Annotated in this window: 23 protein-coding genes; 12 read left to right on the top strand and 11 right to left on the bottom strand. The window is 36.3% G+C overall.

Annotated elements, in window-relative coordinates:
• The first annotated feature begins 12 nt into the window (after window positions 1-12).
• Window positions 13-597, top strand: a complete 585-nt coding sequence (locus tag Q0972_RS07065; RefSeq protein ID WP_299364191.1) for a DUF4136 domain-containing protein — start codon at window positions 13-15, stop codon at window positions 595-597.
• A 75-nt stretch (window positions 598-672) separates the two neighbouring features.
• On the opposite strand, the gene Q0972_RS07060 is transcribed toward Q0972_RS07065, so the two are convergent.
• Genes Q0972_RS07060 through Q0972_RS07045 form a run of 4 tightly spaced genes read right to left on the bottom strand, consistent with a single transcriptional unit; the run spans window position 673 to window position 3,631 of the window.
• Window positions 673-1,392, bottom strand: a complete 720-nt coding sequence (locus tag Q0972_RS07060) for a head GIN domain-containing protein (protein ID WP_299364188.1) — start codon at window positions 1,390-1,392, stop codon at window positions 673-675.
• Between the two features lie 46 nt (window positions 1,393-1,438).
• Window positions 1,439-2,527 (bottom strand): hypothetical protein, encoded by a 1,089-nt coding sequence (locus tag Q0972_RS07055; protein ID WP_299364185.1) that lies wholly within the window; start codon window positions 2,525-2,527, stop codon window positions 1,439-1,441.
• Window positions 2,505-3,071, bottom strand: a complete 567-nt coding sequence (locus Q0972_RS07050; RefSeq protein WP_299364181.1) for a hypothetical protein — start codon at window positions 3,069-3,071, stop codon at window positions 2,505-2,507. The genes Q0972_RS07055 and Q0972_RS07050 overlap by 23 nt, the downstream gene beginning before the upstream one ends.
• An 8-nt stretch (window positions 3,072-3,079) precedes the next feature.
• Window positions 3,080-3,631: a sigma-70 family RNA polymerase sigma factor gene (locus tag Q0972_RS07045; protein WP_299364179.1), complete on the bottom strand. Its 552-nt coding sequence runs from the start codon at window positions 3,629-3,631 to the stop codon at window positions 3,080-3,082.
• 246 nt (window positions 3,632-3,877) lie between these two features.
• Between Q0972_RS07045 and lon the strand changes: the two genes are divergently transcribed.
• The 4 genes from lon (at window position 3,878) to cmk (ending at window position 8,914) form a co-directional block, all read left to right on the top strand.
• Window positions 3,878-6,331, top strand: a complete 2,454-nt coding sequence (lon, locus tag Q0972_RS07040) for an endopeptidase La (protein WP_299364176.1) — start codon at window positions 3,878-3,880, stop codon at window positions 6,329-6,331.
• Window positions 6,315-7,115 (top strand): LysM peptidoglycan-binding domain-containing protein, encoded by an 801-nt coding sequence (locus tag Q0972_RS07035; RefSeq protein WP_299364174.1) that lies wholly within the window; start codon window positions 6,315-6,317, stop codon window positions 7,113-7,115. The genes lon and Q0972_RS07035 overlap by 17 nt, the downstream gene beginning before the upstream one ends.
• A 73-nt stretch (window positions 7,116-7,188) precedes the next feature.
• Window positions 7,189-8,220 carry a type IX secretion system protein PorQ gene (gene porQ / locus Q0972_RS07030; protein WP_299364172.1) on the top strand — a complete coding sequence of 344 codons (1,032 nt, stop codon included), beginning with the start codon at window positions 7,189-7,191 and terminating at the stop codon, window positions 8,218-8,220.
• Window positions 8,204-8,914 carry a (d)CMP kinase gene (cmk, locus tag Q0972_RS07025; RefSeq protein WP_299364170.1) on the top strand — a complete coding sequence of 237 codons (711 nt, stop codon included), beginning with the start codon at window positions 8,204-8,206 and terminating at the stop codon, window positions 8,912-8,914. The genes porQ and cmk overlap by 17 nt, the downstream gene beginning before the upstream one ends.
• 64 nt (window positions 8,915-8,978) lie before the next feature.
• Here cmk and Q0972_RS07020 read toward each other — a convergent pair whose 3' ends face one another.
• The gene (locus Q0972_RS07020) at window positions 8,979-9,356 is read right to left on the bottom strand and encodes a LysM peptidoglycan-binding domain-containing protein (RefSeq protein ID WP_299364169.1); all 378 of its coding nucleotides are present in this window, start codon (window positions 9,354-9,356) and stop codon (window positions 8,979-8,981) included.
• Between the two features lie 352 nt (window positions 9,357-9,708).
• Here Q0972_RS07020 and rpsA point away from each other — a divergent pair, with 352 nt between their 5' ends.
• Window positions 9,709-11,544: a 30S ribosomal protein S1 gene (gene rpsA / locus Q0972_RS07015; protein WP_299364167.1), complete on the top strand. Its 1,836-nt coding sequence runs from the start codon at window positions 9,709-9,711 to the stop codon at window positions 11,542-11,544.
• Between the two features lie 63 nt (window positions 11,545-11,607).
• Here rpsA and glgP read toward each other — a convergent pair whose 3' ends face one another.
• Window positions 11,608-13,257 (bottom strand): alpha-glucan family phosphorylase, encoded by a 1,650-nt coding sequence (gene glgP, locus Q0972_RS07010; protein ID WP_299364165.1) that lies wholly within the window; start codon window positions 13,255-13,257, stop codon window positions 11,608-11,610.
• Window positions 13,258-13,435: 178 nt separating this feature from the next.
• On the opposite strand from glgP, the gene pyrR reads away from it, so the two are divergent.
• The 4 genes from pyrR (at window position 13,436) to Q0972_RS06990 (ending at window position 16,231) form a co-directional block, all read left to right on the top strand.
• Window positions 13,436-13,975 carry a bifunctional pyr operon transcriptional regulator/uracil phosphoribosyltransferase PyrR gene (pyrR, locus tag Q0972_RS07005; RefSeq protein WP_299364162.1) on the top strand — a complete coding sequence of 180 codons (540 nt, stop codon included), beginning with the start codon at window positions 13,436-13,438 and terminating at the stop codon, window positions 13,973-13,975.
• A gap of 81 nt (window positions 13,976-14,056) precedes the next feature.
• Complete coding sequence (locus Q0972_RS07000) at window positions 14,057-14,986, top strand: aspartate carbamoyltransferase catalytic subunit (RefSeq protein ID WP_299364159.1); 930 nt, start codon at window positions 14,057-14,059, stop codon at window positions 14,984-14,986.
• Between the two features lie 3 nt (window positions 14,987-14,989).
• A complete protein-coding gene (locus Q0972_RS06995; RefSeq protein WP_299364157.1) occupies window positions 14,990-15,322 on the top strand; it encodes a ribonuclease Z in 333 nt (110 codons plus the stop codon).
• A gap of 3 nt (window positions 15,323-15,325) precedes the next feature.
• Window positions 15,326-16,231, top strand: coding sequence for a ribonuclease Z (locus Q0972_RS06990; protein ID WP_299364155.1), 906 nt, complete (start codon window positions 15,326-15,328; stop codon window positions 16,229-16,231).
• Here the strand turns inward: Q0972_RS06990 and Q0972_RS06985 are convergent.
• Window positions 16,228-16,641: a hypothetical protein gene (locus Q0972_RS06985; RefSeq protein ID WP_299364153.1), complete on the bottom strand. Its 414-nt coding sequence runs from the start codon at window positions 16,639-16,641 to the stop codon at window positions 16,228-16,230. The two genes, Q0972_RS06990 and Q0972_RS06985, sit on opposite strands and share 4 nt — an antisense overlap.
• An 89-nt stretch (window positions 16,642-16,730) precedes the next feature.
• Between Q0972_RS06985 and pdxH the strand changes: the two genes are divergently transcribed.
• Window positions 16,731-17,378, top strand: a complete 648-nt coding sequence (gene pdxH / locus Q0972_RS06980) for a pyridoxamine 5'-phosphate oxidase (RefSeq protein WP_299364151.1) — start codon at window positions 16,731-16,733, stop codon at window positions 17,376-17,378.
• Between the two features lie 198 nt (window positions 17,379-17,576).
• Complete coding sequence (locus Q0972_RS06975) at window positions 17,577-18,071, top strand: CAP domain-containing protein (protein ID WP_299364149.1); 495 nt, start codon at window positions 17,577-17,579, stop codon at window positions 18,069-18,071.
• 97 nt (window positions 18,072-18,168) lie between these two features.
• On the opposite strand, the gene Q0972_RS06970 is transcribed toward Q0972_RS06975, so the two are convergent.
• The 4 genes from Q0972_RS06970 to Q0972_RS06955 form a co-directional block, all read right to left on the bottom strand.
• Window positions 18,169-19,098 carry an ADP-ribosylglycohydrolase family protein gene (locus Q0972_RS06970; RefSeq protein ID WP_299364147.1) on the bottom strand — a complete coding sequence of 310 codons (930 nt, stop codon included), beginning with the start codon at window positions 19,096-19,098 and terminating at the stop codon, window positions 18,169-18,171.
• An 87-nt stretch (window positions 19,099-19,185) separates the two neighbouring features.
• Window positions 19,186-21,087 carry an OmpA family protein gene (locus Q0972_RS06965; protein WP_299364145.1) on the bottom strand — a complete coding sequence of 634 codons (1,902 nt, stop codon included), beginning with the start codon at window positions 21,085-21,087 and terminating at the stop codon, window positions 19,186-19,188.
• A 12-nt stretch (window positions 21,088-21,099) separates the two neighbouring features.
• Window positions 21,100-22,035: a type IX secretion system membrane protein PorP/SprF gene (locus tag Q0972_RS06960; protein ID WP_299364144.1), complete on the bottom strand. Its 936-nt coding sequence runs from the start codon at window positions 22,033-22,035 to the stop codon at window positions 21,100-21,102.
• Between the two features lie 9 nt (window positions 22,036-22,044).
• A partial coding sequence (locus Q0972_RS06955; protein WP_299364143.1) for a gliding motility-associated C-terminal domain-containing protein occupies window positions 22,045-24,561 on the bottom strand: 2,517 nt, incomplete at its 5' end.

The raw sequence follows: 24,561 nt of genomic DNA, 5'->3' as shown, positions 1-24,561 counted from the left end.
AACACATATATCATGAAAACAATCTCAAAACTTTTTCCTCTTTTAGGGCTACTTATCTTAATGAGTTGTGCCTCAAATATTAAATCGAAAAAATACACCGATGACGATTTCAACAGTTTTAAAACTTTTGCTTATTTGCCAAGTACGGCTTTTAACGTAGCTGAATTCAGCAAGGAATCTGATCAATCTATAGAGGAGTCTTTAATTGCAACGATGAACGATAAAATGATAGAAAAAGGATTTTCGGTTGATACAAATAATCCAGATCTTTTGGTATTATTAAGTACCTCTAACGAGATTAAGAGTAATTTAAATAATAATAATTATGAACAAGCTCCATCAGGCGGAAGTTCTTCTGGTAACAGTCCTAATTATGCCTCAGTAAGTTCAACGGATTATAAACGCTATTTTAGCAATAGCGAAGATGCACTTTACAACAAACCTTATAAAAAAGGAACTTTAATTGTTCAGGTGTTTAGTAAAGCTTCCAAAGAATTGGTTTGGGTTGGTATCGCCGAGGATTTTAAGGCTCATATTTCAGACCAAACCCTAATGACCAGGATGATCAATGAGATTTTTAATGAATTTCCAATTTAATAAAGTAACCGAAAGTAACTAAAAAAGGACAAGCTAAATGGCTTGTCCTTTCATTTTTTGATTGGTCTTAAGGGTCTAGTTACTTCTTACGCTACCAGAACCTGATACTTTTGTATCCTTATTTGTTGGTGTTCCAGAATACTTAACATCTCCTGAACCAGAAATCCTCACCTTTAATTCCCCATTGCAAACTACATTTGCTTCACCCGAACCAGATATCTTTACTGTGACATCAACGCTATCAAGGTTTTTACCTTCAAAATCTCCAGAACCTGCGATTTTAATTTCTAAGTCTTTTGTGGAGCCATTTAATGCTATATCACCAGAGCCAGCAATACTGCTCTCAAGAGAATTAGAGTCAACCTTTAATTTGATATCTCCAGAACCAGCTAGAGCTACTTCAAAGTCATCGGCTTTTATAGTTCCCGAATTATCAATATCTCCAGAGCCTGCTAGTGCTACGTAAGTGATGGATTCATATGGCACTGTCACCACTATGGTCTTTGTAGGTTTTAAGTTAGCGCCTTTCTTGGTCTTAACTACGAGTTTACCATCTTTAACTTCGGTGATGATATATTCCATAAGATTGGCGTCCCCATTAATGGTAATGCTACCTTCCTTGCCTTCAACAAGTTTAAAGTCCATTGGTCCTCCTGCTTTAAGCCCGTCATATTCTCCTGTTGATCTCGTAATTGTAGTAATGTTACCATCACCTCTTACTTTTTTCCATTGTGCACAAGATGTAGATATGCAAAATAAGAATGCTAGTACTGTAATTGATTTGAAAAGTTTCATTGTTTTAATTGTTTGGTTTATTTATGTTCGTTCTGTGATTGAATTTTTACTGTCTTTTAAAGCTTACGCTTCCGTATTCCGATTTGATTTTTACTAAGTTCCCTGAGCCTTGGCTACCATGATAACCATCGTATTTTTTCTCTGAGCCATCTACATGTTTATTAGTGAAGTTAAAATCGTCAGAGTTACGTAAAGAAGCATAATCTAGATCAATATCAAAATCAAAATTATAGCCACTATCATAGCCAATGGTTATGCCCATAAATTCAGAATTGATGTTAATGTTTTTGGCTTTAGAAGACATACGGTCTATTTTTAAAGAGCCATAGTCACCTCTAATGTTTACATTTTTATAGACATTACCTAACCTTAGTGAAAGATAATCACCGTTTCCTTCTATATTATTGACATTTTCAACTTTTAGAGAACCATAATCGCCGTTGTATTTAATATTCTCTGCTACTTCTATTATGGATTTTGTATAATCTGCCGTAATTATAAGATTTTCGGCTTTGGCTACAGTATAGCCACTATAGTCAGCATTTATTTTTCCGCTTTTAATAAATTCAAAGTAACTATTATTTGTGTAGTCAAAGCGAAGTTCATTGTTATCACTCATCAACTCCTTAGTGGTGATTTTGCCATAATCGCATATAATTTTTGCTGATCCTTCAAGTCGATCCAAATTAATACCTCCATAATCATTATTTAAATCTACGTTGCCAGATATAGGCATTTTCACCACATAATTGATTTCTAGCTTAAGATTATTTTTCTTGCCCCAATTCCACCAGCTTTTATTTTTCTTTCCGATTCTTGTAATGGCAGAAACCAAATCGCTAGTAGAAGAAAAGTCAACATTAACATCATTTAGACGTTCCTGTACTTTTTCCTCATTATTGCCAGTTACTTTAATCGTAATGTCAAAATCTATTCGATTTTGATCCCAAGTTATAACATTTAGGTTACCATAGCTATTATTTATTTTTAAGGTCGCATTAGATGACACATCAAAAGATTTTTTAATGCTACGTTCTTTTGTTGTTTTTATAGCTTCTATCTCTGTATTTGCTAATACTATAAGAGGCATCAGCAAGAAGAAAAGTGCTATTTTAAATTGTATTTTTTGGTTCATTGCTATTGTGTTTTAATTGTTTAATCGTTTCAATTTGCTCTAGAACGGTGTTTAAAATATCTATTCTATTCTGAAAGTTATTGATCATCGCATGGATAACACGCTGATCATTATTGCTTTCAGTTAAGTCGTTTTTTAAATTCTGATAGTCCTTTTCTAAGAGCTCTATTCTATTTAGTGCGTCTGTAATTACCTGGTCTGTTAAAGGCGAACGCTCTTGGTTTAGCTTTTTAAGCTCGGCTTCTATAGTTGCCGTAAAGAAATCTTGTGTCTCGGAAAGTTCTGGTGATACACTTGCCAAATCCATAGCCTCTGGGTCGTTGTTTATAGTGGTAAATACACTTAAACAAATCACCAAAGAAGCCGCAACGGCCAAGAAAGGTTTCCAGTTAAATCCTGATGATCTTTTAGATTCTGTCAAAGTTAGTTCTCCAGCATTTAATTTATCTAAAAATCGATTCTCATGGCCTGAATTAGGTTCATTAATATCGAACTCACCTTTTAGGCTTTCAAATAAATCATCTAAAGTATCCTTTTCCATCATTTTTACTATTATACGGTTTGCATTAGCTTTTTACGTAAACTCTCTTTAGCTCTCGAAATCATGGTTCTGCAGTTTGCATAGGATATATCCATAATCTCGCAAATCTCTTCATAATCATAGCCTTCTATAAGATGTAAAGACAATCCCAAATTATAGTTTGGTTTTAAGGTTTTCATTACGCTCATTATCTGCTTTACTTTATCACTATTTTGACTATGTTCTTCAATGCCATTATCATCTTCAACTTTGTACATTACATGTTCTAAAGGCACTTCATTTTGTTTACTGGTTTTATTGTAATGCGCTATACTATTATTCACTACAATTCGCTTTAACCATGCACCAAATAATTTTGTGTCCTCTAGTGTATTTAATTTTGTAAATGCCGTCAAAAATGACTCTTGCATGATGTCCTCAGCCTTATAAGAATCTTTCACAATTCTATAAGCTGTATTATACATGGCTTTGTTATATCTATTATAAACTTCCAACTGCGCACGTTGGTTGCTAGATTTACAAAGCAATAGTAACTGTTCGATATCTTGATTGGTTGATGTCACTTGATTGGTTGGTGTGAAAAAAACAATTGCTTTTGTATATAGATGAAACGTTTCATGAAGTGTTACAGTTTAGCTAAAAAAACTTTTAATTTTTTAAAGGTAATGGCATAACAATTGAAATTATAGTAGTGTGAATAACTTTGAATATCTTATAATATGTTGATATTCAGTATGAAGTTAATTATTAATACTTTTAAGCAAATGCTAATCCGTTATGAGTTAATGACAGATTGGCTTAAAAATAATATGAAAAAATCAAATTTTATTAGTCTTGACAGTTTGTCATTTCAGGATTTTGACGAGAATTCCGAACTCATTCCATTAATGACACCTGAAGATGAAGAACTCATAAATAGTGAGTCTTTGCCCGAATCCTTACCAATTCTTCCACTGCGAAACACCGTTTTGTTTCCTGGTGTAGTTATTCCGATAACAGCTGGCAGAGATACATCTATAAAGCTAATTAATGATGCCAATAAGGGAGGAAAGGTTATTGGCGTAGTGGCTCAAAAGGACGAAGCCGTAGAAAAGCCAGCTGCCCAAGACATCTATCAAACAGGAACTGTAGCACGCATTTTAAAAGTGTTAAAAATGCCAGATGGCAACACGACTGTAATTATTCAGGGTAAAAAACGCTTTCAAATTAATGAACTCATTTCCGAAAAACCCTATTTAACAGCGACTATATCCGATCTTCCTGAGGCTAAGCCTGCAAGAGATAATGAAGAATTCAACGCCATTATAGATTCTATAAAAGACTTGTCTTTAGAGATTATAAAGGAGAGCCCTAACATTCCGACAGAAGCTACTTTTGCCATCAAGAATATTGAAAGTAATTCGTTCTTGGTGAATTTTGTGTCCTCTAATATGAATCTTAGGGTTGAGGAAAAGCAAGAACTTTTGAAGATTAACGATTTAAAAGAGCGTGCCCTACAGACGCTTAAGTACATGAATTTAGAATATCAAAAGTTAGAACTTAAGAACGATATTCAAAATAAGGTGCAAAGTGATATGAATCAACAACAGCGCGAATACTTCTTGCATCAGCAAATGAAGACTATACAGGAAGAGTTGGGTGGAGGAGTATCTTATGGTGAGGAAATAGAGGAGATGCGCGAGCGTGCCAAAACCAAAAAGTGGAACGACAAAGTTAAGACACACTTTGATAAGGAATTGGCGAAGATGCAGCGCATGAATCCCCAAGTGGCCGAATATTCCATTCAACGCAATTATTTGGATTTATTTTTGGATTTACCTTGGAATGAATTTAGCCAAGATCAATTTGATTTAAAGCGAGCTATGAAGATATTAGATCGCGATCATTTTGGATTGGACGATGTAAAAAAACGCATTATAGAGTATTTGGCCGTATTGAAATTACGCAATGATATGAAGTCTCCAATACTATGTCTCTATGGACCTCCTGGTGTTGGTAAAACCTCTTTGGGTAAATCTATCGCAGAAGCTTTAGGAAGAGAATATGTAAGGATTTCTTTAGGAGGTTTGCGTGATGAGGCTGAAATAAGAGGTCATAGAAAGACCTATATTGGTGCAATGCCTGGGCGTATTATTCAAAGTTTGAAAAAAGCAGGCACATCAAATCCTGTTTTTGTATTGGATGAAATCGACAAACTTTCCGCAGGTCATCAAGGAGATCCTTCTTCAGCAATGTTAGAAGTGTTGGATCCAGAACAGAATAGTGAGTTTTACGACAATTTCTTAGAAATGGGATATGACCTCTCTAAAGTGATGTTTATTGCAACTTCCAATAGCTTAAATACCATACAACCAGCTTTGCGAGACCGTATGGAAATTATAAACGTTACAGGTTACACCATTGAGGAAAAGGTAGAAATCGCAAAACGCCATTTATTACCAAAGCAATTAAAGGAACATGGCTTGGATAATAAGGCACTTAAGATTGGAAAACCACAACTAGAAAAGATTGTTGAGGGCTACACAAGAGAGTCTGGAGTAAGAGGTTTGGAAAAGCAAATCGCAAAAATGGTGCGTTATGCGGCCAAGAATATTGCCATGGAAGAAACCTACGATGTTAAGGTTTCCAACGAAGATATTGTTGAAGTTTTAGGAAGTCCACGACTAGAACGTGATAAGTATGAGAACAATAATGTTGCAGGTGTAGTTACAGGATTGGCATGGACGAGGGTAGGAGGAGACATCTTGTTTATTGAGTCTATTTTGTCTAAAGGCAAAGGAACCTTGTCCATAACAGGTAATCTAGGGAAGGTGATGAAAGAATCTGCAACCATAGCGATGGAGTATATCAAAGCAAATGCAGATAAACTTGATATTAACCCTGAAGTATTCGATCAGTATAATGTACATATACATGTTCCAGAAGGAGCAACACCAAAAGATGGTCCTAGTGCAGGTGTTACCATGTTAACGTCTTTAGTATCTCTATTTACCCAACGCAAAGTTAAAAAAAGCTTGGCCATGACAGGCGAAATTACCTTACGCGGTAAAGTATTACCGGTTGGTGGAATTAAAGAGAAAATTTTAGCAGCCAAGCGTGCACGTATCAAGGAAATATTACTTTGTGAGGATAATAAAAGAGACATTGATGAAATTAAGCCAGAATACCTAAAGGGTTTAATATTTCACTATGTAAAAGATATGAGCGATGTTTTAGACGTAGCCCTTACCAATCAAAAAGTTAAGAATGCGAAGAAGCTATAGATTATTTCTTTCTATAATTGTCGTTTTACTTTTTGGCTTTTTAGCCTTTGCCCAAGAAACGCCTAATTATAAAGATGTCTTGTTAGATGGCAAGCCCGCTAAGCTTAATATCGATACTGGAGAAATCACCTTGGTGAGTGAAATGAATCAAAATAATCTGGAGCAAAAGGATAGTCTAGTCGTTAGAAAACAAGTAATTAAAGATTCTATTGTTACTAATTTAGAGTCAGATTTTCATACTGTTAAGGATAAGGAAACACTTTTGGATATTGCCAATAAGTATGGCACAACGCTCACGGAGCTTAAACGGCTCAATAACTTAGAAACCACCTTGGTGAATAAAGGGCAAATAATACGTTTGAGAGATATTGACTTAGAAATGGAGAAAGGGCTCTCTGAAATTAAAGATTCGGAAGTACCTGAACCTGAGATTTCGAAAAATCCTTCTAACGAAACAATTTATAACAAAAGCTCTTCAGATTTTCATACAGTTGAAAAAGGACAGACCTTATATAGTTTGGCCAAGCTATACGGATTAACCGTTAATGACCTTAAGCGCTATAACGGATTAACGTCTAATTTGATTAAAACAGGACAAGAACTTCGAATAGCAAATTTTGATGCACAAGCCATACAAGAACAATCATCTGTATGGACAGTGGTTAAAGGTGATACGTTGTACAGTATAGCCAAGAAAAATGGATTAACAGTTGACGAACTTAAACGAATAAACAAGCTTACAAGTAATCTTATTTTTGTGGGTCAAAAATTACAATTGAAGTAGAAAAGGACTACACCCAAAAAATAAAAAAATCATATCCTCGTTTTAAGATAGATTTATTTATTTTGCAAAATCTATGATAAAGAGGGTTACCCAATTTTGTCTTATGCTATTAGCATTGCCGTTGTTTGCACAATTGGGTGGCGAATCTACTTATCAATTTCTCAATTTGGTATCATCACCGCGCCAAGCTGCTTTAGGAGGCAAAATCATAACCAATTTTGATTATGATGTAACTGAAGCCCTGTACAACCCTGCTTCAATTAATTGGCAAATGCACAATCAGTTAGCAGTGAATGTATCAAGCTTTTTAGGTGGCATAACTTATGGCACAGCAGCTTACGCTTATACTTGGGATAGACATTTACAAACATTCCATTTTGGTGTTACTTATATAAATTATGGTACTTTTGATGGCTACGATGTTAATGGTATTCCTACAGGAACGTTTAGCGGTAATGAAGCAGCAGTATCAGCAGGATACAATTATAATATACCGTTTACCGATTTTTATGTAGGTGCCAATATAAAGATTATAACGTCTTTATTAGAACAATACAATTCCATTGGTGGTGCTGTAGATATAGGTTTTATGTATATCAATGAGAAACTGGATTTTCATGCGGCTCTGACCGTTAGAAATTTAGGTACTCAGTTTACCACTTATGCTGGACAGAATGAGCCTTTACCATTTGAGGTAAATTTTGGAATGTCCCAAACTTTAGAGAATGTGCCTATCCGCTGGCATCTTACTTTAGAGAATTTGCAGCAATGGCCGATAGGCGTGTCTAATCCAGCTAGAGCTACAACAGATTTGGATGGGAATCAAACCCAAGAAGAAGTTGGTTTTTTAAATAATGCACTGCGTCATTTAATTTTAGGAGCGGAACTTTGGCCTGAGCGTGGGTTTAATTTAAGACTAGGCTATAACTTTAGACGTGCGGAAGAATTACGGATAGAAGACCAAAGAAATTTCTCCGGACTTTCAGTTGGAGTAGGTATTAGATTGAATTCTATGCGATTTAGTTACACACATGCTAGATATACAAGTGCTACTAATACAAGCTTTTTTGGACTTCAAATAGATTTAGATGGTAGAAGAAGATAAGTTTAGAAACAAAAATAAAATTGTTATTGCAATAGATGGATTTTCCTCAACAGGAAAGAGCACCATTGCCAAGCAATTGGCCAAACGACTCAATTATATTTATGTCGATACTGGTGCTATGTACAGGGCCGTAACGTATTTTGCTTTAGATAACAATTTAATAGGAGAAGATTTCTTCCATTCCGAAGCGTTAATAGAAAATCTAGATGCTATAAATATTACCTTTAAGTTTAATGAAGATCTTGGTTTTGCTGAGGTCTATTTAAATGAACAAAATATTGAGAAAGCCATCCGAACCCTTAAAGTATCTCGATATGTGAGTTTAGTCTCAACCATTTCCGAAGTACGTCAAAAATTAGTTGAGCAACAACAGATTATGGGTAAAGACAAAGGTATAGTTATGGATGGGCGGGATATTGGCACTGTTGTTTTTCCTGAGGCTGAATTGAAAGTCTTCATGACTGCCACAGCAGAAACAAGGGCACAAAGACGCTATAAAGAATTATTAGAAAGAGGACATAACTTGAGTTATGATGAAGTTCTAGAAAATGTAACTACAAGAGATCGAATTGACTCTACAAGAGAGGACTCACCGTTAATTAAGGCCAAAGATGCTATTGAAATAGATAATTCTGATCTTACAATAGAAGAACAGCTTAAGACCTTATTAAAATTAGCTAGAGACTTAGCATAAAAAAAGCGACAACTTCGACTACGTTTAGTAACCGAAGGTCGCTCTTTCTATACGCTATGTTCTATTAAAGATTTGGAATGATCAATTCTTGATCTGGATGAATTAAATCTGGGTTTTTTAGAATATCCGTATTAGCTGCAAAGATGTCTTTGTATTTCATGGCATCACCATAGTAGTGCTTAGCAATTTTCCCTAAAGTTTCGCCAGAAACAACAGTGTGTCTTGCATATACTGATTCATCAGCAACAGTAATATCAGCCATAATATCACTAGGGTTTTCACCACCAGCAGCTTTTATAGCGTCCCAAAGTAGATTCTTTTCGTATTGAGTAGCAGCAGTACCCTTAACTTTTAGTACGCCGTTCTCTTCGCTAACGTCTCCGTTTTGAATGTTTAGTTTTTCACCTAAGTCTAATACAGCTTGGTATTTAGCTTTAACCATAATTGTTTAAATTTTAAGATTAATAGTATTGTAAATATACCAATTTTGAATACCAAATTGTTTAGTTTTTGGTATCATTTTGATATCTGTTTTTACGACACAAATAAAGACATAAAGTCACAATATCATTAATAATTTGGAATAAGATGGTCAACAGATAGCATGCCTAAGAAGTAAAAGAATCTAAATATACCTGTTATTGTTTGTTAATTGTTTGAAAATGATTAATTTTGCGCTCCTTTTTAGCGGACTTTAGGAAAGTAAAAAAGGTATAGATCACATTAATTAATAAGCTTCTGTAGATTTTCCGCATGGCTTTCAAAAGCTACAGAATACAAATTTTTAATCAGCAATGGCTGAAAAAGAAACACAAAAAGCAGAGGTTGAAACAACCGAAGCAACTACAGTTGAAGCTCCAGTAGTCTCTGAAGCACAAACAAATCCAGAAAAATTCTTAAAAGAGTTCGATTGGCACAATTACGAAGAAGGTATTGAGCAAGTAGCGGACAAAAAATTGGCGGAATTTGAAAAACTAGTATCCGAAAACTTTGTAGATACCTTAGATGACGAAGTTGTAGAAGGGGAAGTTATCCATATCACAGATAGAGATGCTATAATCGACATCAATGCAAAATCTGAAGGTGTTATTTCTCTTAATGAGTTTCGTTACAACCCAGACTTGAAAGTTGGAGATAAGGTCGAAGTATTAATTGATGTACGTGAAGATGCTACAGGCCAATTAGTATTATCACACAGAAAAGCCCGTGTTATTAAGGCATGGGATCGCGTGAATAATGCGCACAACACAGGTGAAATTGTAAACGGTTTTGTAAAATGCAGAACTAAAGGTGGTATGATTGTCGATGTATTTGGTATTGAAGCGTTCTTGCCAGGTTCTCAAATCGATGTAAAGCCTATTAGAGATTACGATCAGTATGTCAATAAGACTATGGAATTCAAAGTGGTGAAGATTAACCACGAATTCAAAAACATCGTAGTATCTCACAAAGCGCTTATTGAAGCGGATATCGAGGAGCAAAAGAAAGAAATCATAGGCCAGTTAGAAAAAGGACAAGTCTTAGAAGGTGTTGTTAAAAACATCACCTCTTACGGTGTGTTCATCGATTTAGGTGGTGTAGATGGTTTAGTTCATATTACAGATTTATCATGGTCTCGAATTAACCATCCAAATGAAATTGTTGAATTAGATCAGAAATTAAATGTCGTAATCCTTGACTTTGATGAGAATAAATCTAGAATTCAGCTAGGTCTTAAGCAATTATCTAAGCATCCTTGGGAAGCCCTAGGTGAAGAAGTAAAAGTTGGTGACAAAGTAAAAGGTAAAGTCGTTGTTATTGCAGATTACGGTGCTTTTGTTGAAGTAGCTGATGGTGTAGAAGGATTAGTACACGTATCTGAAATGTCTTGGTCAACGCACTTACGTTCTGCCCAGGATTTCGTATCTGTAGGAGATGAAATTGAGGCACAAATCTTAACATTAGATAGGGAAGATCGTAAAATGTCGCTTGGTATTAAGCAATTAACACCAGATCCTTGGACCGACATCACTGCTAAATATCCTGTTGGTTCTAAGCATACAGGTGTAGTACGTAACTTTACTAATTTTGGTGTGTTTGTTGAGTTAGAAGAAGGTATTGACGGATTGATCTATATCTCTGATTTATCTTGGACTAAGAAAATTAAGCATCCATCTGAATTCTGTAATGTTGGAGACAAATTAGATGTTATTGTATTAGAGCTAGATGTTGAAGGGCGTAAGCTATCTCTAGGTCACAAACAAACTACTGAGAATCCTTGGGATAAGTACGAAAAAGAATTTGCTTTAGGAACTTCTCATACAGCTGCGATCACTGAAGTTGTAGATAAAGGAGCTACTGTAGCATTTAATGATGATATTGTTGCTTTCATTCCATCACGTCACCTAGAAAAAGAGGATGGTTCTAAGCTTAAAAAAGGTGAAGAAGCAGAATTTAAGATCATTGAGTTCAATAAAGAATTCAAACGAGTGGTAGCGTCTCATACTGCTGTATTTAAAGCAGAAGAAGCTAAGATTGTTAAGCAAGCAGTTAAAAAGGCAGAAGCTGCAGCTGCAGAAGCTAAACCAACATTAGGTGATGCTAACGATGCTTTACAAGCACTTAAGGATAAAATGGACGGAAAGAAATAGTAATTTCTTTTCTGTAAATATCTTAAACAAAAGGCTTTCCATTTGGAAAGCCTTTTTTATTTGCTAATTAAACAGTTCTTTATAGTATTGATCTGCCATACGATGGCTTGAAAATTCTGGTAAAACGTCATCAATGCCCTTAAATACAATGTCTTGCCACTTCTCGGGTTGATCGTAATATATAGGTATGACCTTATTTTCTAAAATATCATAAAGGTTTTCTGCATCTAACTTATCTTGTTCGCTTACAGGAGCTTTATAATCCTGTTCAGGTAAAATGAAACTGTTTTTACTATTCTTTTCAAATTCAGGAATCCATCCATCATTTATAGAGACATTAACAGAACCATTCATAGCGGCACTCATACCACTAGTACCAGAGGCTTCCCTTGTTATACGTGGCGTATTTAACCAAACATCCGATCCTTCTTTAAGTTTTCGCGAAAGCTCCATTTCATAGCCTGTTAAGACAGCAAGATTTGGTATGTGCTTGGTGTAGTGTACTAGTTTATTAAACACGTCAATACCATAAAAATCCTTTGGATAAGGTTTACCGGCCCATATGATTTGAACAGGATATTTTTCATTTGAAATCAAACGTTTAAACCTTGCCTCATCATGCAGCAGTAAATCCGCACGCTTGTAACCAGCAAAACGACGCGCCCAAACCAAGGTTAGGATATTTGGGTCGAATAATTTTTCTGTTTGATTTAATACTTCATAAAATAATTCGGCTTTTAGTTCTAGCTTTCGTTTCTTAAAACCACTATTGTTTTTTTTCTGCCATGCTTTTTTAAGCTTCTCATCTTGCCAAAAATTTTGATTTTGTGCATTCGTTATAGGAATGATTTTACACGTTTTGTCATAATCCTTCCACATTTCCTTTGAGACTTTAGCATGAAGCTTTGATACTGCATTTGCCTTTTTAGCCATTCGCAAAGCAGAAACAGTATAATTAATCTTTCCGCCGTTAACTGACTCTTCGGAAAGCTCTTCGTCTGAAAGTCTACGCCCAAAAAATCCACAGTGATTCAAGAAATTGGCATCACGTTCTTCATTACCTGCCTTTTCTGGTGTATGGGTCGTAAATACCATTTGATTCTTTTTCACACCTTTATCCCTGAGGTAATAAAACGCTGGTAAAGCATGTCCTTCATTGAGATGATATCTATCAGCTCCACCTAAAGCTTCGACAACTTTAGCGCCACCAATACCTAAAATGATACTTTGCGAAATTCGAGTGGTTTCGTTAGCATCATATAAGTGATCGGTTATGGTACGTGAGATAAAATCATTGCCTTCTACATCTGTACTCAAAAGATAGATAGGAACACTGCCAAATATTTCTGGCTTTAAAACATAGGCCTTAACCTTAACATTTGGATTATCATGCAATTTTACCGTGACCTCAATCCCGGTGTCCTCCAAAAAGTTATAGGTTTTTTCAACGAAATCTGTCCTTAATGTCTTATCCATATGACGCGACTGGTCGTAATAACCATATTTCCATAGCATCCCAACACCAATAAGGTTTTGTTTCATTTCGTAAGCAGATCGCATATGTGAACCGGCTAAAAACCCTAAACCACCAGAATAAGTCTTCAAAGCTTGGTGAATGCCAAATTCCATACTAAAGTATGCTACTCTTTTATCATATTTCTTATCGGTTTTATAAGGATGAAACCAATTATTATATTTACTATTTGTACTCATTGTGTTATGTTTTTCGCTCGCAAATATAATCATTAGTTAGGCTTAGTTTTAGTGACAAAAGTCATTTAATTTGCTCATTTCTAATAAATATGAATGTTGCAACATTATGCGGCTATTAATAAGAAATATCTAAAAATTTGCCTTAACTTTGTACTTTGAATAATATTTGGTCACCTGCATGAGTCAAAAAGTATTACTTAACTCTAAGGAAGTCAGCATAACACTACACCGATTGGCATGCCAACTTATTGAAAACCACGACGATTTTTCTGATACTGTATTGATAGGAATACAGCCAAGAGGCAAATTTCTGGCAGATCGTTTAGCACAAATGCTAACCCAAGATTATAAGATTAATAACATACAATTGGGGCTTCTAGATATCACATTTTTTAGGGATGATTTTAGAAGGGGAGATAAGCCTCTTGCTGCTAACACTACTGAAATAGACTTTATAGTAGAGGGAAAAAATGTAGTGTTTATTGATGATGTTTTGTATACAGGACGCAGTATAAGATCAGCACTCACGGCCATTCAGTCGTTTGGTAGACCAAATAATATTGAATTATTAACATTAATAGACAGACGATTCAGTAGGCACTTGCCAATTCAACCAAATTACAAAGGTAGACAAGTAGATGCCATAGATAACCAGAAAGTAAAAGTAAATTGGATAGAAAATGGAGGTGAAGATGCTGTCTATTTAATTGATAAGTGAAAGCGTTTTGACGTGTGAAACGAAGAGTTATAATGAATTATTAATGCTTGAAGCAAGAGCCAAGAGCCAATAGTAAATTAAATGAGTGAACTAAGTGTTAATCACTTATTGGGAATTAAATATCTTACCAAACAAGATATAGAACTGATTTTTGAAAGAGCCGACCAGTTTAAAGAAGTCATAAATAGACCAATAAAGAAAGTGCCTTCGCTTAGGGATATCACCATAGCTAACTTATTTTTTGAAAATTCCACACGCACAAAACTATCGTTTGAATTGGCAGAAAAACGCCTTTCCGCAGATGTGATTAATTTTTCGGCATCCCAATCCTCAGTTAAGAAAGGAGAGACCTTGATCGATACTGTAAACAATATTCTATCAATGAAAGTCGATATGGTGGTGATGCGTCATCCCAATCCTGGTGCTGGAGTGTTCCTGTCAAAACATGTTGATGCAAGTATTGTAAACGCAGGTGATGGAGCACATGAACACCCTACACAAGCTTTATTGGATTCATATTCCATTAGAGAAAAATTAGGAAGTGTAAAAGGTAAGAATGTAGTTATTGTGGGCGATATTTTGCATAGTAGGGTAGCGCTTTCCAATATATACGCATTGCAATTACAAGGCGCAAATGTTATGGTTTGTGGCCCCAAAACACTATTACCCAAATACATAAAAGAACTTGGTGTAAAAGTTGAGACAAATCTTAGAAAGGCTTTAGAGTGGTGTGATGTCGCAAATATGCTAAGAGTGCAGAATGAGCGCATGGACATCAGTTATTTCCCTACAACAAGAGAGTATACACAACAATTTGGTATCAATAGAGAAATATTGGATAGTTTAGATAAGGATATTGTTATCATGCATCCTGGACCTATAAATCGAGGTGTAGAGATAACAAGTGATGTTGCGGATTCCAAACAAGCTATTATTTTAGATCAGGTAGAAAATGGCGTAGCCGTAAGAATGGCTGTAATTTACCTTTTGGCTTCCAAAATAAAACAATAAAAGATGATTGTTAACAAAGATGGAAATATTACTTTGATTACCCAAGAAAATGTTTCGACACAAACGTTGGTGACCAATATCGAACAGGCTTACGAAAAATATAAAAACGATCATCTAATCATTAATTTATCGAGTCTAGAAGCTATAGTATTGGAAGATATCATTGAATTTTTGCGTTTGAGTAATAGGCATCGTAACGCCAAGAAATCATTTGTTTTGGTATCAGACAAAGTAGATTTAGATCAAATGCCTGATGAAATTGTTGTAGTCCCGACCTTGCAAGAAGCCTATGATATTATTGAAATGGAAGATATTGAACGCGATTTAGGCTTTTGATATATGAAGTTAACTATCCTAGGCTGCCATAGCGCTACACCACGAACCAACACTAACCCTACATCACAAGTCTTAGAAATTAAGAACCATATGTTTTTAATTGATTGTGGAGAGGGAACACAAGTAGAATTACGTCGTAATAAAGTTAAGTTTTCCAGAATTAAGCATATTTTCATCTCACATCTTCATGGTGACCATTACTTTGGGCTGATTGGTTTGGTCAGTACGTTTCAATTATTGACTCGCGAAACTGAATTGCATATTTATGGGCCAAAGGGCATTAAGGAAGTGATTACACTTCAGCTTAGATTATCAGAGTCTTGGACGAGCTATCCCATAATATTTCATGAGTTAGAATCTAAAGTGTCAGAATTGATTTATGAAGATGATAAAGTAGAGGTGTATACCATTCCATTAAAGCATCGTGTGTATACCAATGGTTTCCTATTTAAGGAAAAGGAGAACGAACGTAAATTGGATATGAATGCAGTTTTAAATGCCAATATCAATGTGGCCTATTATAGAAAGCTGAAACAAGGCGCAGATGTAGAAAATGAAGATGGTGTTTTAATAGATAATAAATTGGTAACTAAGGATCCGAAACCGTCCAAGAGTTATGCCTATTGTAGTGATACGGTTTATTACGAAGCTATTATTCCTATTATAAAAAACGCAACTGTACTATATCACGAATCTACATTTTTAGACAAAAATGAAGCACTGTGCGAACGCACAAAACACAGTACGGCAAGACAAGCAGGCAAAATTGCCAGAAAAGCAGATGTAGAAACTTTAATTCTTGGACATTTTTCTACGCGATACAATGGCTATAACGTATTTGAATCAGAAGCAAAAGAAGAGTTCAACAATGTACTCTTGGCCAAAGACGGAAAAACTTTTGAATTTTAGTTAAACTCTTTAAGTTGCAGTACCCAGTTGATAGCTTCTTCTAGGCTCAGGGCGCGTTTAATAGGAATAGAAGCCATTTGCTTTTCAATATTGGCGTTGATGTAGGTAGAATCCCTGTAGCTTACAATGGATGCTGCTATCAAAATACTATCATCCTTATCAAAATAAGACCATAGTACCGGATCAATAGAATAGGAATTAACACGGTTGGCAATGTAAGCCAAAGTTTTGTGATTGCCGTAATAAGTTCTAAGCGAGTCTAGAAGTATGTTCAGCTTGTCCCAATTAAAGTGTATGCCTTCATTAACTTCCATGATAAAAAAATCATCAAACAAATAATAAGATCCAAAATCTAAAATAACTTTATCGTAACTTAATGACTTTGAAAAAGAAGAATCTTCAAATCTCATGTTAAGAGGTATGGGTTAGGGTATAAAGATCATTTCAAAACTACACTTTTTTTGATAGAAACAAAATATTGAAGTAACTTCGTATAACTATGGAAAAAGATCTTAGCGACTATAGAAAATCCTATGAAAAAGGAGAACTTTTATTAAATAAAGTGCCAGAAAATCCTCTTGAATTGTTCCGTGATTGGTTTATGGAGGTAGATGCACATTTTAATACAGAAGAAACTAATGCCATGACCATTTCTACTGTAGGGTTAGATGGCTATCCAAAGGGTAGAGTAGTACTTCTTAAAAGATATACTTACGAAGGGTTTATATTTTATACCAATTACAATAGCGATAAGGGAAAGGACATAGAAGCTAATCCTAACGTTTGTTTATCTTTTTTCTGGCATACTGCAGAACGGCAGATTATTATAAAGGGACAAGCAGAAAAAATTGCTGAGAACTTAAGTGATGGTTATTTCGAATCACGTCCTCGTGGAAGCCAGCTCGGAGCCCTAGTGTCTAACCAGAGCGAAGTAATTAATGATAGAAATACACTTGAACAGAAACTCAAGGAACTTGAGCAACAATATGAAGGTAAAGAGATTGAGAGACCAAAGCATTGGGGTGGTTATATGGTAAGACCTTTTGAGCTAGAGTTTTGGCAAGGTAGACCAAATCGGTTACACGACAGAATACGTTACCAACTTCAAGAAGATTACAATTGGAAGATAGAAAGGTTATCACCATAATCACATAACAAGTCTTTCGATAAAGCGTAATATTTTATCGTTTAAAGCACGATTTTTTGATTTTCAATATGCATTTCATCGATGTTTTGCATTTAATTTCGATGAAATACATGTTTTTAATCGAAATTAACATTTTCTTAACAGATATACATAAGTAGGCTACTAAATTAGTAATCCCAAAATCTAAATAACCTACTTATGAAAGCTGCTAAGCTATTGCCATTTATGGCTATTGTTGCCCTCTTAGGCTTTACATCATGCTCATCAGAAAGTATTGAGGACCAAATAGAGGCTATAGAAGTACCTGTTGCACCTCAAGCAAAACAGATCGAAATAGAAATCATGGAACTTATCAATGCCCATAGAATTGCCAATGGGTTATCAGTTCTTAATGATCATAGTACCGTAAAGGCTGTGGCATTTACGCATACGGATTATATGATTGAAGTTGATAATGTTTCCCACGACAACTTTTTTCAGCGTAAAGAGAGTTTACAAATTAATGCCGATGCCGATGTTGTATCAGAAAATGTAGCGTATGGCTTTAATTCCGCGGCATCTGTAGTTAATGCTTGGTTAGATAGCCCAAGCCATAAAGATAATATTGAAGGTGATTTTACTCATTTTGATATCTCAGCCGAACAGAATAGTGAAGGAAAATGGTTTTTTACCAATATCTTCATTAAGCGTTAAACCGCAATAAAAGTTGATTAATAGCAAGAAAAAGCCATAACGGGAGTTGTGGCTTTTTTAGTTTCGTTAAAGAGAATATTTTAAAGTTTAGTCATATTTAAATATTCTCAAAATCATAATCCCAATTTTTACTTTTAATGAAATTATACACAGTGGATATAATCCAATCATATTCCTTAATAGTCTTTAATTTTTGAATTAAGTCATTAGGAATGTTTTTAAAACCAATAAGAGTACCAGCAATTTGACCAGCTATTGAGCAATTAGTGTCCGTATCACCACCAAGGTTAATTATCTGATTATACATTTCTTTTATTCCTAATTCATTGACTTTACTTGCATAAGAAATTGCCAATGGAATAGAATTTACCACATAACCATCGTTTCCTAGTTCTCTGACTTTTTGTAAATCAATATTTAAATCATTGATGTGGATTAATCTATCTCTAACTCTAGTATCTGGAATTTGATCTATTATTAGCTGAAAAAGATTTTCATCACCTGTCCAATCCCCACATAATATAGATTTGATTGCTATAACAACACATAGAGCGCCAATGTATGCTTCATCATTTTGATGTGTGATGTTACAAATACTTTTTATAGTATCTCTAGAAATCCTTGCATCAAAAGCTAAAGGCGATATTCGCATTGCTGCACCATTTCCTGCCGCATATTCTCCTTTTCTACCGACAAGACTCCAGTGTCCTCCAGCTTCTAACTCTTGCATTGCTTTTAAAGTACTAGAACCAATCCCTGTTATTCTTTTTGATTTAAAATAATATAAGTACTTGTCTGCGAATGATTTAATATCTAGTGTGCTATTTTCGTAAATTACTTCACAGGTAGCTAAAGTAAGCTGAGTATCATCTGTTATCTGCCACTTGGGAGTTTGTTCTTCTGGTTTTCCAAAAGGATAATATAAATCAGAGTTATCCTCTTTTACAACATTTTCAAAAGTACTTCCATAAGCATCTCCTATAGCACCACCAATAATACAACCTAAAAATCTTTCAGAAATATTCATTTCAAATAAATTTAAAAACAATAGTTAAAATTAAAAAAGCAAGCTCTTTTAGGCTTGCTTTTTACATAAGTAATTTTGAGGGTAAAATTAGTCGTTTACAATGTAGAAGTAAGAGCGTCTGTTAAGTTGGTGCTCTTCTGCAGTACATTTTACACCGTTAGCACATTTGTTGAGCAGTTGCGATTCACCATATCCAATGGCACTTTCAATTCTACTGGCATTAATACCTCTGGATATGATATAGTCTCTTGTGGATTTAGCACGCCTGTCAGACAGTTTCATATTGTAGCGATCACCACCACGACTATCTGTATGCGATTCAATTTTAATTATCATGTTAGGATGCTTACGCATTACGTCAACTATATTTTCGAGTTCATACTGTGCATCGGTTCTAATATTCCATTTGTCGAAATCGAAGAAAATAGGGTTAATAACGATTTGATTGTCTATAATTAAAGGTTCTAGGTTAAGATCTACAGTATTTATTTTGTCGTTGTCAGTTGTCGTAACAACGGTTTGTTGGTCGTCTTTGTAATCTGGCTTACTACCCACTACAGTATAGGTTTTATCGCAGTCTACAGTAAAGGTATATTCACCATCTTTAGTGTAAGTTTCTTCAATAACTTTACCGGTTTCGTCAATTAATCTTACGGTAACACCCGTAAGCACAATATTACTTCTGCTATCCCTGGCGACACCAACAATCTCCTGCTTGCATTGTTGCGCATTAAAACTATAAATATCATCGCTGCCCTTACCATTTGGTCTGTTAGAGGAGAAAAAACCTTTTTGAGTATCGGAATTTACAAAGAAAGCAAAGTCATCGTAGCCACTATTATAAGGTGTACCTATATTCTCTGGTTCGGTACGTACATCTTTTAAAATATTGGATTTAAAGATGTCTAACAATCCTAAATTTAAGTGACCATCAGATGAAAAATAAAATGTACTATCTTTAGCTACAAACGGAAACATTTCCCGTCCTTCCGTATTTACTTTTTCACCAAGATTTTCAGGTTCGCCATAAGACCCGTCGTCATTTATGGCTACAGCATAAATATCCGATTGCCCTAATCCACCTTCACGATCCGAGACAAAATATAAGGTTTTATTATCAGGGCTAAGTGCTGGGTGTCCTGTGGAAAATGCTTCATCGTTAAAAGGCAATTCCACAATATTGGTCCATTGATCATTTGCCAATGAGGCTTTGTAAAGTTTTAAGTGTGTTGTTCCCTTTTTATCGTACTTTAAACGGTTACGCTTATTAACATTATCTCTTGTGAAATAAAGCGTTTTACCATCATTTGTCAGAGCGACTGATGCTTCGTGGTATTCTGAATTTATACCATCGGCGGAAAGCTCTGTAGCAGATCCATAAGTTATAACACCATCATCATCTGTGAGTGGTACTTCATATAAATCTAGAAAAGGTTCTTTATTCCAACTGTAGATCTTTCCTGCATCATTTCTTGCCGATGCAAAATAAAGCTTGTCTTCAAAAATATAGGATCCAAAATCAGACCTTTCAGAGTTGAAGGGAAGATTATCGACCTTTACGATAACTTCATTCTTAGAAGTTAGTTTATCATACAAATCAATTTCATCAGGATTGTAACCTTTTAATCGGCTATCGCCTTGTTGAGCGGCACTAAGTTCTTTAAACCATTTATCGGCTTCTTCATAATTTCCGATGCTTCTTAACGACTGAATGTATTTATAAACATATTCGGCATCTATTTTTTTATACTCCTCTAGGGCTTTTCCATACCAGTAAGCTGCTTTTTCAGAATTGGAATTGTTATAGTAAGCGTCACCTAGACGGGTTAAAACGTGAGCACTATTGTCACCGTTTTCATAAGCTTTTTCATAAAGCTCAATAGCCTTAATGTAGCCATAATTCTTAAAGAATTTATCGGCCAATTTAGTTTGCCCGTACGATAGAGAACAGCTAAGTATAAATGTTAGTGCTATGATTCGTGTTTTCATAATCGTTTCTTTTTAGAAGTATCTCGGTGATTTTATTCGTCTGCTCTTAAATACTTCAAACATAAGCAGTACTTCATGCGTACCACTAGTATAAGCTCTTATATCTGAAATGGGATATTCATAGGCATACCCAATTCGCAATTGTTTCGACACTTGAAAATCTGCAATACCACCAATAGCTGCAGCCGATTCATTAATTCTGTATCCACCACCAATCCAGAACGTTTCGTTAAACAGAAAATTAGCAGAGATATCAAATGATAAAGGCGCACCATTTGTAGCTTTCAGTAGTACGGATGGTTTTAGTTTTGTATTTTCACTTAAATCGAAAACGTAACCACCGGTTAGATAATAACTAATGCGTTCTAAGGCAACATAGTCGATCTCATCTCCTCGACCATTATTGTAATCCGTATTTAAAATCCTTGGTGCAGAAAGGCCCAAATACCAACGTTGTGAGTGCCAGTATATACCAGCTCCGACATTTGGACTCCAACGATTGGAAACATCGTTGAAGAAAGGATCATCAACAACAGAAGGATCTGTAAGCAATTCTTCATCTAAAAAGTAATGTGTAAAACCTGCCTTAAGCCCAAAGGCTAATTCTGAGTTGACACCTGTCTGTATAGTATATGAAAAATCACCATAGATATATGAGAAGTTTTCATAACCTAATTGGTCATTTATAAATGACAATCCTAAACCTATTTTATCATTCCGTAATGGTGAATGAACAGACAAGGTCTGGGTTTCTGGTCCACCCTCTAATCCAACCCATTGGCTTCTGTGTAAGCCAACCGCGCTAAATGTCTCTCTACTACCTGCATAAGCAGGGTTAATTGAGATGGTGTTAAACATGTATTGCGTAAATTGAGGTAGCTGCTGTGCAAAGGCAGTTGAAATACCCAAAATAAAGGTTACAATACTTAAAAATTTAGATAACTTCATCGGTTAAGTTTATTTATCGGTTGCAACATAGAGTGGACCAGTAAATGGTGGTAATCCACTATTTCTTAAATTAATAATATAATAATACGTTCCCGTCGGAACCATACCTGAGGCTCCTATGGACGATCCGTGAGCTTCACCTCCCCAATCATTCTGATAATTATTGTTTTCATAAATCTTTGCTCCCCAACGGTTGAAAATCTGTAGCTCTATCACAAAACCACAATCATCAATACCCTCAATGTCAAATACATCATTTATTGTGTCACCGTTAGCCGTAACAGTTTTTGGAATGTCTACGTTATCCTGGCCACAGGCTAGTACAACACAATCATCATCAACAGTTACATTGACTTCAACTTCTGTAGGACATGCCCCTTGAGTAATAGCATACCTGAAGGTGTAAACACCAACTTCAACATTTGAAGGATTAAAGAAGTTTCCATCTAGAGTTGTATCACCTGAAACAACACTCCAGGTACCATCGCCGTCGAAATCACCAGACAGTAAATCGAATAAATCTAATTCATCATCAAGTATACAAAGGCTACCGTCAGAAGTACTAATCACGTTCTGGAATTCAACAAAAATAGTTTGTGAAAATATAGCCTCATTCCCACAATCGTCAGTTACGATCCATGTTCTCGTAACTTCGTAATCTTCAAAGTCGTTAACCTGAGTTGATTCCTCGTCAAATAATACAGTTATATCGTTAGAGCATGCATCTTCAATTATCAAACTCGGTACTTCAGGAACATCACCACAAACTATAGTTATATCCTCAATTGGAGTCACTAGCGTTGGCGCAGTTGTATCTTGAACGGTAATAATCTGAGTTTGTTCAATTTCATTTCCGCACTCGTCAGTTAGTATCCAAGTCCGTTGAATGAGGTAATTTCCAATGCATACGTTGTCAGATATAAGGTCTTCATAGGTCGCCTCAAGTCCCGTAGAACAGTTATCGGCCTCATCTGTGACGTCTCCCGTAATGGACAGGTCATCAGGATTGACATCGCACTCTATGGTGATATCCGCAGGCACGGTGAATGTCGGATCCGTAGTATCCACGACCGTAATGGTCTGGAACAAGCTTGTCATATTGTTACACTCGTCTACCAATGTCCATGTACGCGTTATGATGGACGCGTTGGCACAGCTTCCGTTGGCCACGTTATCGGTATAGGTCGCCTCAAGACCAGTAGAGCAGTTATCGGCCTCATCGGTGACGTCACCAGTGATGCTAAGATCATCTGGATTGACATCACATTCTATAGTAATATCCGCAGGTACGGTAAACGTAGGATCGGTGGTATCTACAACGGTTATGATCTGTGTCTGTTCGATATCGTTTCCGCACTCGTCTGTCAAGGTCCATATACGTGTGATGATGGATTCGTTGGCACAGCTTCCGTTGGCCACGTTATCGTCATAGGTCGCCTCAAGTCCTGTAGAACAGTTATCGGCCTCGTCGGTCACGTCGCCTGTGATACTGAGATCATCAGGATTGACATCGCACTCTATGGTGATATCCGCAGGCACGGTGAAGGTCGGATCCGTAGTATCCACGACCGTAATGGTCTGGAAGAGACTTGTCATATTGTTACACTCGTCTACCAATGTCCATGTACGCGTTATGATGGACGCGTTGGCACAGCTGCCATCGGCCACGTTATCGGTATAGGTCGCCTCAAGTCCAGTAGAGCAGTTATCGGCCTCATCGATGACGTCGCCGGTGATGGACAGGTCGTCAGGATTAACGTCGCACTCTATGGTGATATCAGCTGGCACGGTGAAGGTCGGGTCTGTAGTATCCACGACCGTAATGGTCTGGAACAGGCTTGTCATATTGTTGCACTCGTCTACCAATGTCCATGTACGCGTTATGATGGACGCGTTGGCACAGCTTCCGTCGGCCACGTTATCGCTATAGGTCGCCTCAAGTCCCGTAGAGCAGTTATCGGCCTCATCGGTCACGTCGCCAGTGATGCTAAGATCATCCGGGTTGACATCACATTCTATAGTAATATCCGCAGGTACGGTAAACGTAGGATCGGTGGTATCCACAACGGTTATGATCTGTATCTCTTCGATGTCGTTTCCGCACTCGTCTGTCAAGGTCCATATACGTGTGATGATGGATTCGTTGGTACAGCTTCCGTCGGCCACGTTATCATCATAGGTCGCCTCAAGTCCCGTAGAGCAGTTATCGGCCTCATCGGTCACGTCGCCTGTGATACTGAGATCATTAGGATTGACATCGCACTCTATGGTGATATCCGCAGGCACAGTGAAGGTCGGATCGGTCGTATCGACCACAGTAATAACTTGGTCAGCGGATACGCTGTTACCACAGGCATCCGTAGCTGTCCATGTTCTGGTGATTGTTTTTGTGTTACCGCAGTTGGCTGCTTCATTATCTGTAAACGATACATTAGGTGCAGCACAATCATCAGTAGCGGTCGCAGTACCGGTATTCGTTGGCGATGTATCCTCGGTACATTCTATGGTGACATCAGCTGGAATCGT

It is taken from the genome of Winogradskyella sp. (genome assembly GCF_028282165.1).
Classification (GTDB): domain Bacteria; phylum Bacteroidota; class Bacteroidia; order Flavobacteriales; family Flavobacteriaceae; genus Winogradskyella.
The sequence above is the reverse complement of the archived record's forward strand: the minus strand, read 5'-3'. Positions and strand labels throughout refer to the sequence as shown.

Bases quoted from the DNA above. Each gene is read 5' to 3' on its own strand.
- Q0972_RS07065 (WP_299364191.1), top strand. From the start codon at position 13: ATGAAAACAATCTCAAAACTTTTTCCTCTTTTAGGGCTACTTATCTTA.
- Q0972_RS07060 (WP_299364188.1), bottom strand. From the start codon at position 1,392: ATGAAACTTTTCAAATCAATTACAGTACTAGCATTCTTATTTTGCATA.
- Q0972_RS07055 (WP_299364185.1), bottom strand. From the start codon at position 2,527: ATGAACCAAAAAATACAATTTAAAATAGCACTTTTCTTCTTGCTGATG.
- Q0972_RS07050 (WP_299364181.1), bottom strand. From the start codon at position 3,071: ATGATGGAAAAGGATACTTTAGATGATTTATTTGAAAGCCTAAAAGGT.
- lon (WP_299364176.1), top strand. From the start codon at position 3,878: ATGAAAAAATCAAATTTTATTAGTCTTGACAGTTTGTCATTTCAGGAT.
- Q0972_RS07035 (WP_299364174.1), top strand. From the start codon at position 6,315: ATGCGAAGAAGCTATAGATTATTTCTTTCTATAATTGTCGTTTTACTT.
- porQ (WP_299364172.1), top strand. From the start codon at position 7,189: ATGATAAAGAGGGTTACCCAATTTTGTCTTATGCTATTAGCATTGCCG.
- cmk (WP_299364170.1), top strand. From the start codon at position 8,204: ATGGTAGAAGAAGATAAGTTTAGAAACAAAAATAAAATTGTTATTGCA.
- Q0972_RS07020 (WP_299364169.1), bottom strand. From the start codon at position 9,356: ATGGTTAAAGCTAAATACCAAGCTGTATTAGACTTAGGTGAAAAACTA.
- rpsA (WP_299364167.1), top strand. From the start codon at position 9,709: ATGGCTGAAAAAGAAACACAAAAAGCAGAGGTTGAAACAACCGAAGCA.
- glgP (WP_299364165.1), bottom strand. From the start codon at position 13,257: ATGAGTACAAATAGTAAATATAATAATTGGTTTCATCCTTATAAAACC.
- pyrR (WP_299364162.1), top strand. From the start codon at position 13,436: ATGAGTCAAAAAGTATTACTTAACTCTAAGGAAGTCAGCATAACACTA.
- Q0972_RS07000 (WP_299364159.1), top strand. From the start codon at position 14,057: ATGAGTGAACTAAGTGTTAATCACTTATTGGGAATTAAATATCTTACC.
- Q0972_RS06995 (WP_299364157.1), top strand. From the start codon at position 14,990: ATGATTGTTAACAAAGATGGAAATATTACTTTGATTACCCAAGAAAAT.
- Q0972_RS06990 (WP_299364155.1), top strand. From the start codon at position 15,326: ATGAAGTTAACTATCCTAGGCTGCCATAGCGCTACACCACGAACCAAC.
- Q0972_RS06985 (WP_299364153.1), bottom strand. From the start codon at position 16,641: ATGAGATTTGAAGATTCTTCTTTTTCAAAGTCATTAAGTTACGATAAA.
- pdxH (WP_299364151.1), top strand. From the start codon at position 16,731: ATGGAAAAAGATCTTAGCGACTATAGAAAATCCTATGAAAAAGGAGAA.
- Q0972_RS06975 (WP_299364149.1), top strand. From the start codon at position 17,577: ATGAAAGCTGCTAAGCTATTGCCATTTATGGCTATTGTTGCCCTCTTA.
- Q0972_RS06970 (WP_299364147.1), bottom strand. From the start codon at position 19,098: ATGAATATTTCTGAAAGATTTTTAGGTTGTATTATTGGTGGTGCTATA.
- Q0972_RS06965 (WP_299364145.1), bottom strand. From the start codon at position 21,087: ATGAAAACACGAATCATAGCACTAACATTTATACTTAGCTGTTCTCTA.
- Q0972_RS06960 (WP_299364144.1), bottom strand. From the start codon at position 22,035: ATGAAGTTATCTAAATTTTTAAGTATTGTAACCTTTATTTTGGGTATT.